General features: G+C 67.3%; 9 protein-coding genes. 5 read left to right on the top strand and 4 right to left on the bottom strand.

Features of this window, described 5'->3' with window-relative positions:
• Positions 1-138: 138 nt before the first annotated feature.
• Positions 139-441 (top strand): hypothetical protein, encoded by a 303-nt coding sequence (locus DMH08_RS16700; protein WP_125615536.1) that lies wholly within the window; start codon positions 139-141, stop codon positions 439-441.
• 139 nt (positions 442-580) lie between these two features.
• On the opposite strand, the gene DMH08_RS16695 is transcribed toward DMH08_RS16700, so the two are convergent.
• Positions 581-1,186 carry an ATP-binding protein gene (locus DMH08_RS16695; RefSeq protein ID WP_125615533.1) on the bottom strand — a complete coding sequence of 202 codons (606 nt, stop codon included), beginning with the start codon at positions 1,184-1,186 and terminating at the stop codon, positions 581-583.
• 188 nt (positions 1,187-1,374) lie between these two features.
• On the opposite strand from DMH08_RS16695, the gene DMH08_RS16690 reads away from it, so the two are divergent.
• Positions 1,375-2,202: a helix-turn-helix domain-containing protein gene (locus tag DMH08_RS16690; RefSeq protein ID WP_233617640.1), complete on the top strand. Its 828-nt coding sequence runs from the start codon at positions 1,375-1,377 to the stop codon at positions 2,200-2,202.
• On the top strand, positions 2,199-2,414 hold the full coding sequence (locus tag DMH08_RS16685) for a DUF397 domain-containing protein (protein WP_125615527.1): 216 nt from the start codon (positions 2,199-2,201) through the stop codon (positions 2,412-2,414). Before DMH08_RS16690 ends, DMH08_RS16685 begins: the two co-directional genes overlap by 4 nt.
• Before the next feature lie 66 nt (positions 2,415-2,480).
• Here DMH08_RS16685 and DMH08_RS16680 read toward each other — a convergent pair whose 3' ends face one another.
• The 3 genes from DMH08_RS16680 to DMH08_RS16670 form a co-directional block, all read right to left on the bottom strand.
• Positions 2,481-3,404 carry a YDG/SRA domain-containing protein gene (locus DMH08_RS16680; RefSeq protein WP_199747834.1) on the bottom strand — a complete coding sequence of 308 codons (924 nt, stop codon included), beginning with the start codon at positions 3,402-3,404 and terminating at the stop codon, positions 2,481-2,483.
• A 97-nt stretch (positions 3,405-3,501) separates the two neighbouring features.
• Entirely contained in the window at positions 3,502-4,245 is a 744-nt protein-coding gene (locus DMH08_RS16675) for an ABC transporter permease (RefSeq protein ID WP_125615525.1), read from the bottom strand.
• The gene (locus DMH08_RS16670; protein WP_125615522.1) at positions 4,242-5,138 is read right to left on the bottom strand and encodes an ABC transporter ATP-binding protein; all 897 of its coding nucleotides are present in this window, start codon (positions 5,136-5,138) and stop codon (positions 4,242-4,244) included. Before DMH08_RS16670 ends, DMH08_RS16675 begins: the two co-directional genes overlap by 4 nt.
• A 100-nt stretch (positions 5,139-5,238) precedes the next feature.
• Between DMH08_RS16670 and DMH08_RS16665 the strand changes: the two genes are divergently transcribed.
• The gene (locus DMH08_RS16665) at positions 5,239-6,336 is read left to right on the top strand and encodes a sensor histidine kinase (RefSeq protein WP_158642327.1); all 1,098 of its coding nucleotides are present in this window, start codon (positions 5,239-5,241) and stop codon (positions 6,334-6,336) included.
• Positions 6,333-6,998, top strand: coding sequence for a response regulator (locus DMH08_RS16660; protein ID WP_199747833.1), 666 nt, complete (start codon positions 6,333-6,335; stop codon positions 6,996-6,998). The genes DMH08_RS16665 and DMH08_RS16660 overlap by 4 nt, the downstream gene beginning before the upstream one ends.
• Positions 6,999-7,079: the final 81 nt, after the last annotated feature.

Genomic DNA, 7,079 nt, shown 5'->3' with positions numbered 1-7,079 from the left:
GTCCCACACCCCGCCAAATCACCCCCCACCACCGCTGCAACGTCCCGACGGAGTGGCCGATATGGGCCACCACGAAGACCGGCAGCGCGCCCGGACACAACCTGGAAGCCAGAAGCAACCAGGTTGGGGTGATCGGCCGTGTCAGAGATCCAAGAGAGCACGCAGGCACAAGCACCAGAAGCAGAAGCGTCCTGGCTCGGCCGCGGCGTAGCCCTCTTCACGCCGGTATTCGCCGTGTTCGCAGGATGGCTAGCAGGCGTGGTCGCGCAACTCGTCCCAGGCGCCGACCTCGACGAGACCCAGGTGACGACGTTCATGGTGGCCGCAACCACAGCAGCACTCGGCTCCGGATGGAAATGGCTCCAAGGCTGGCAACAGCACGAACAGCTAGTAGCCGAGGGAAAAGCAACCCCAGTAAAGCCCCCCAAACCCCCGCAGTAGCCGCCTCCTCAATACGCCACTGCACTGCACACCGGTCCGTCCGAATCCCGGCAGAAGCCTCCGGACGGACCGGTGGCGGGTGGGGCGTCTACCCTGTGCTCGCGAGGGGCCAGCCTGTTGCAGGCAGGCTGGGCCCTCCTTAACTCGCCAGGGTTGCGTTCCGCCTCACGCTGCTCGCGTTGCCATTGCCGCGAAGGTCCACGTCAGCCCAGACGGTGTGGCCGCCTTTGGGACTTCCGTAGATGCCTGTGGCGATGGCGAGTTGCGAGACCAGGAACAGGCCACGTCCGTCCTCGGCGGGTTGCGCCTCGGCCCGTGTGACCTGCACCGTCGGGATGCTCCCTCCTCCTTGGTCGGTCACAGCAACGTACGAGACGTCGGCCAGCGTCAACTCCAGGCCGAACCAGCCCTGAGGTCCGCCCGACTTGGTGTGCAGAATCGCGTTCGTTGCCAGTTCAGTGACCACGACGGCCACGTCACCTTCCCGTCCAGTGCCCGCGAACATGTATCCCGCGAAGGTTCGCGCCGCCTGCACCTGGTCAACGCGTCCAGAGAAGACACGACGCCAGCGCATCGGCTCCGAACTCCACAGCCACTCCCCTGCCGAGCAGAGGGTTCTGCCTGCTGTCACCGTTCTTTCCTTCCGTGGATCTTCCGTCGAGTCGACGCCTTGCCACCCGCCCCCGAAGGTCGGCACCGCTTCTGGACCGGCTTCGCCATCCAGCTCTAGCGAGGCGTCGATCACGGTTAGGGTTCGGCATGTACCTCTGCGTCACGACATACCTTCCACGGGGTGACTTCATGATCGCAATCTTTTCCAGGTGGAAAATCACTTGAAGTCAAAAGTCGCCGGGTGCATTTGCCGTTAAAACCGACAAGAGGGATGAACTGATGCCAGCACCAAGCCCTGCCACCGTTCGACACCGGTTGCTCGTGCAGAAGCTCCGTCGACTGCGCGAGGAGGCTGGCTTCACCCAGGCGGAGGTCGCCCGGGACATGGACTGGTCCGAGTCCAAGCAGATCAAGATCGAGAGGGGGAACATCCCTGTCCGAGTGCCCGACGTTCGCGCGTTGCTCGCCCACTATGGGGTTCTCTCGCCGGACAGGAAGGAGGAGGCCGACGCGATCCTCCAACTTGCACGCGATGCCCGTCAGAAGGGTTGGTGGCACAGCTACGGAGATGCTGTGCCTACCTGGTTCGAACCTTTCCTAGGGTTGGAGACGGAAGCCACAAACATCCGCACCTATCAGTCCGAACTCGTGCACGGGCTCCTGCAAACGCCGGACTACTATCGTTCCTTCGTTGCCAAATCCCCGGCTTACAGTAGCGAGGAGGAGGTCCAACACAAGGTAGCGGTGCGCACCAAGCGGCAGTCCCGCCTGGAAAGCTCGCCAGCACCAAACTACTGGACGATCATGAACGAGTCGGTCCTGCGCCGCGCACCTCTTGACGCCGCGATGATGCGCGGCCAGCTCGACTACATCCTCACTCGCGCGGAACTCCCGAACGTCACAGTCCAGGTACTTCCCTTCGCCGCAGGCATGCACCCTGCCATGGATGGCCCGTTCGAAATCTTGGGGTTCCCAGAGTCCTTGGACCTTGACGTCGTCTACCTGGAGTCCCAGACGGGCGCACTCTACTTGGAGGAGAAGGCTCAGGTCGCTCGCTATAATGCGATCTTCGACCTACTGCGCGCAAAGGCTCTCGATCCGGACGACTCGCGTGACCTCATTGCGCGGATCCTTCAGGAGGCCCCATGACGCACTCAGCGCCTACAGACGCTCGCGGCCTGCGGTGGCGCAAGAGCAGCCACAGCAACAACGGTGGCAGCTGTGTCGAGATCGCTTCCCATGGACCAACTCGGCTCGCCAGAGACTCTAAAGACCCCGACGGCCCAGTACTTACCTTCTCTCGACCTGAATGGTCGACCCTCCTTCGAGGCATCAAGGCTGGCCAACTAGACACTCCTTGAACCGAGACCTAATGCAGAGCCTAAGCGTCCTCGATATTTGCAGCTAGGACGTCTCCGCGTTATTCATTAGGTTGCCCCCTGGCCCGTCTCCCGCGTTACCCAGCAGCTTCGGTGGTAGCGGACGTGCTCGATAGCGATTCGATGCGCTGGATGGACGTGGATCTGCTCACCAATGTTCGTGGTCAGAGCGTCCACGATCCTCAGGTCATCTGTGAGGTAGATGGCTCCGTTGTCGAAACGTAGGTGGTCATTCGGACACAGGCAGAGGGCGTTCTCTACGACGTCCGGCCCGTTGTGCGGGACGCCGAGTCCCCGGATGTGCGCCACCTGACTACTAGGGCCGCTTGGCAAGTCGACGGTCTGGCGGCACACTTGACAGCGGTTGCCGTGCCACCCCTTCACTTTTCTAACGACCTCGACATTTCGACGCATTCGTTGGATCGTGGCCAGGCGGCGTTCCACTGGTCCCGCTGGAGCAGCATCGTCAGCATCTTCCAGCGGAATATCTGCACTGAAAAAGTCGAACGGGGCATCCAGCTTAGTCATCAGGAACTGACAGACTCGAAACCCGTCATCACGTGTCTTGAACCAGTGGCGGACTACCCGATACAGGCCGTCGTATCGATACCCTCGCTCGGGTGCGTGCGGCGAGGGCTCCTCGTATCCACGGATGACTCGAACAGGCAAACCATCCAACTGGCTTTTGACCAGAGCAGCATTCCCAGAGTCTTCTAGGCTCTGATCGGCAATCTGCTGCTTCTGCGCGTTTTGGCCTCCGTGGCCGGTATAGACGATCACATCGCCGTAGTCTCGGTCGTCCGAGTAGCCGCCATTAAGGACGATCGCGTCGGCACCTTCTCGTGCCGTTCCTGAAATACCTGCCTGATTGTGCGCATGAAGCCCGGCGCGTCGGGCCGCATCCCGGCTTACATACGGCGTCCCCTCAGGGTGCCCAGAGATCTCACCGAAAGTTCGCACATAACCGACCACTCGTCGATCTTGCCACTCACCAACGAACCCTGACCAGGTCTGTAATCAAACTGAGTCATTGTGTAGCCAAGCGGTCCTCGCAGGTTAACCAGAGCCTCTACGTCCAGCGGAAGGTTTTGGTGGCGGTGGCTACTGCGGCGAGGGTTGTGGTGGCTAGGGCTGCCAGGGAGGTTATGTCGGGGGTGGTGCCTTGCCAGGTTGCGGAGAGGGCGTCTAGGGCGGCGCCGTAGGGGAGGTGGGCGCCGGCGGTGGCGAGCCAGTCGGGGAGGTTCTGGCGGGGGCCGAAGCCGCCGCCGGTGGCCATGGTGGCGAAGAAGAGGAGGAGGCCGATCGCCACGGCGGAGTTGGGGGTCGGGGCCAGGGCCGCCACGAGGAGGCCCACCGCGAACATCGTGGCCGTGGCGAGGGCGAACACGGCGAGCGCGGCGAGGGGCGAGCGGGGCATGGTCGCGTCGAACGCGTAGCGGGCGAGGAGGAGGGCCAGGGTCACGCCCAGGAGGGTGTGGGCCAGGGCCACCGCGGCTTGGGCGGCCAGGACGGACAGGGGGTTCGCGGGGGTCACCGAGAGGCGGCGGAGGATGCCTGCTTTGCGGTAGGCCGCGAGGAAGGACGGCATGTTCACGATGCCGATCAGCGCCGTGATCATCGTGAGGGTGAGGGGCAGGACGTACGCGTCGAAGGCCGTGAGGCCGGCGAAGTCGGCGGTCGGGTCGGACGAGCCCAAGCCGTTCATCACCATGATGAGGGCCGGGAGGGCGAAGGGGACGACCAGGCCGGCGGTGTCGCGGGCGACGAGCTTGGCCTCGGTCCAGGTGAGCAGGGCGTACGCGCGGGGGGTCACTCGAACCTCCGGCCGGTGAGGGCGAGGAACGCGTCCTCGAGGGTGGCTTCTTCGAGGCGGGTCTCCGTGGCGGTGATGCCGTGGGCGAGGAGGGTCACGGTGACCGTGTGGAGGAGGTTGCCGCCGCCGGTGAGGGTGGTGCGGTCCCCGTTGTGGACGATGCCGGTGATGTCGGCGTCCGCGAAGACGGCGGGGTCGAGGGGGGTCGCGGTTTTCACGTGGACGCGCTGTGGTGCGTCCACGCGGGCGATGAGGTCGGCGGGGGTGTCGAGGGCGATGAGGCGGGCCCGGTCGATGACGGCGACGCGGTCGCAGAGGCGTTCGGCCTCGTCCATGAAGTGGGTGACGAGGAGGATCGTGACGCCGGTGTCGCGGATCTGGGCGATGAGGTCCCAGGTGTCGCGGCGGGACTGGGGGTCGAGGCCGGTGGTGAGCTCGTCCAGGATCGCGATGCGGGGCTTGCCGATGAGGGCGAGGGCGATGGAGAGGCGCTGGGCCTCGCCGCCCGAGAGCGTGCTGTACCGGCTGTTCTGGAGGTGGGTCAGGTTCAGGTCGGCCATGAGTTTGGCCGGGTCCGCGGATTCTGCGTAGAACGAGTGGTAGAGGGCCACGGCTTCGCCGACCTTGAGGGCGTCCGGGAGGTTGCCGTGCTGGAGCTGGACGCCGAGGACCCGGCGGAGGCGGGCGCGGTCGCGGACGGGGTCGAGGTCCAGGACGCGGACGCGGCCGGAGTCGGGACGGTGCAGTCCGGCGATGCACTCGACGGCGGTGGTCTTGCCCGCTCCGTTCGGGCCCAGGATGCCGAAGATCTCGCCGGGTTCGACGGTGAGGCTGAGGTCGTCGACGGCGAGCACGTCGCCGTGCCTCTTGGTCAGGGATTCGACTTCGATCACGGTGGGGACGGTAGGCGGCGCGGCGCGTCCTGTCGGGTGCCCGTGGTCACGTGACTTCTGGCACGGGCCGTCCCGCGCGGACCGGCCGTACGCTCGGGGGATGAGCGATTCGCGGCTGGAGCGGTGGGGGACGGCGTGCCTGCTGGGCGTCTGCCTGGTGATCGCGTGCCCGGTCGCCCTCACGCAGCTGGCCGGGGAACGGCCCACCGTGGGGCCGGTGTGGCTGTGGTGGGGCTGCTACGCGCTGTTCCTCGCGTCGTTGTTCGTGATGTTCCTGTCGGCGCGGCCGCCGCGGCTGCTCGGCACGGTCGCGGTGACGGCCGCGGCGGCCGTGCTGCTCGCGCCGCATGTCGCGTGGACCGCGATCGTGCTCGTCTTCGTCACCGCGATCGCCGCCCACCTCGCCGGGCCCCGGACGGTCGCGGTGGCGCTGGTGGGCAACAGCGTGGTCGCGGGCCTCGCCGCGGTCCTGCGGGACGGCTCGGTGATGGACGTGGTGCTGTCCGCGGCCATCTACGGGATGCTGCAGGTGTCGGCCGTCTGGGCCGTGATGAGCGAGCGGCGGAACGCGGAGACGAGCGAGCGGCTGGCGGTCGCGAACACCGAGCTGCGCGCGGCGACGGAGCTGCTGGCGGAGTCGAGCCGGTCGGGCGAGCGGCTGCGGATCGCGCGGGAGCTGCACGATCTCGTGGGGCATCAGCTGACGGCGCTGGTGCTGGAGTTGGAGGTCGCGGCGCACAAGGCGGACGAGCCCGCGAAGGCGCACGTGGACCGGGCGCGGGGGCTCGCGCGCGACCTGCTGGGGGACGTCCGGACGGCGGTCGGCGAGCTGCGGGGACGGGCGGTGCCGCTCGATCGGGCGCTGCAGGAGATCGTGATGGATCTGCCGCGCCCGCGGGTGCACCTGCGCGTCGAGGAGGTGGAGCCGGACGAGGCGTCCGCGGCGGCGCTGATCCGGTGCGTGCAGGAGGTCGTGACGAACGCGATCCGGCACGCGCGCGCCGACAACCTGTGGCTGGAGGTCGTGCGGGAGGAGGACGGCGTGGTGCTGAACGCGCGGGACGACGGGTGCGGGACGAGCGTGCTGCGCCTGGGGAACGGGCTCGCGGGGATGCGGGAGCGGGTGGGGCAGCTCGGCGGCGACGTCGCGTTCGACACGCGCGAGGGGTTCGGCGTGCGGGTGCGGGTGCCGTCGTGACGGGGGCGATCCGGGTGTGCGTGGTCGACGACCAGACGCTCGTGCGGCAGGGCATCCGGCATCTGCTGGAACTGTCGCCGGAGGTGACGGTCGCGGCGGAGGCGGCGGACGGGGACGAGGCCCTGCGGGTGGTCGCGGACGCGGCGCCGGACGTCCTGCTGCTGGACCTGCGGATGCCGGGACGGGACGGGATCGCGACGCTCGAGGCGCTGCGGGCGCGGGGCATGGGCGTGCCGACGCTGGTGCTGACGACGTTCGACGACGACGAGCTCGTCCTGCGGGCGCTGCGGGCGGGGGCGGACGGGTACCTGCTGAAGGACGTGACGCTGGAGGAGCTCGTCGGGGCGATCAGGACGCTCGCGGGCGGGGGGTCGCTGGTGCGGCCGGCGCTGACGGAGCGGCTGCTGCGGGCGGTGCCGCGGCTGCCGGAGCCGATCGACGACCTGCCGCCGCCGCAGCCGCTGACGGAGCGGGAGCTGGAGATCCTGCGGCTGCTGGCGGGCGGGTACGCGAACCGGGAGATCGCGGACGCGCTGCGGCTGGCGGAGGGCACGGTGAAGAACCACGTGTCGAGCCTGCTGGCGAAGCTGGGGGTCCGGGACCGGACGCGCGCGGTGCTGCGGGCGCTGCAGCACGGGCTGCTCACCAAGAATGGATCTTGAACGGGCGGCGGAATGGCCACGCGGTCATTATTGGACCGCTCCTTTGAAGCGTCCGGATTTGCCCGGCGACGCGAAAGTCAG

Source organism: Actinomadura sp. WAC 06369, from assembly GCF_003947565.1.
Classification (GTDB): domain Bacteria; phylum Actinomycetota; class Actinomycetes; order Streptosporangiales; family Streptosporangiaceae; genus Spirillospora; species Spirillospora rifamycini.
The sequence above is the reverse complement of the archived record's forward strand: the minus strand, read 5'-3'. Positions and strand labels throughout refer to the sequence as shown.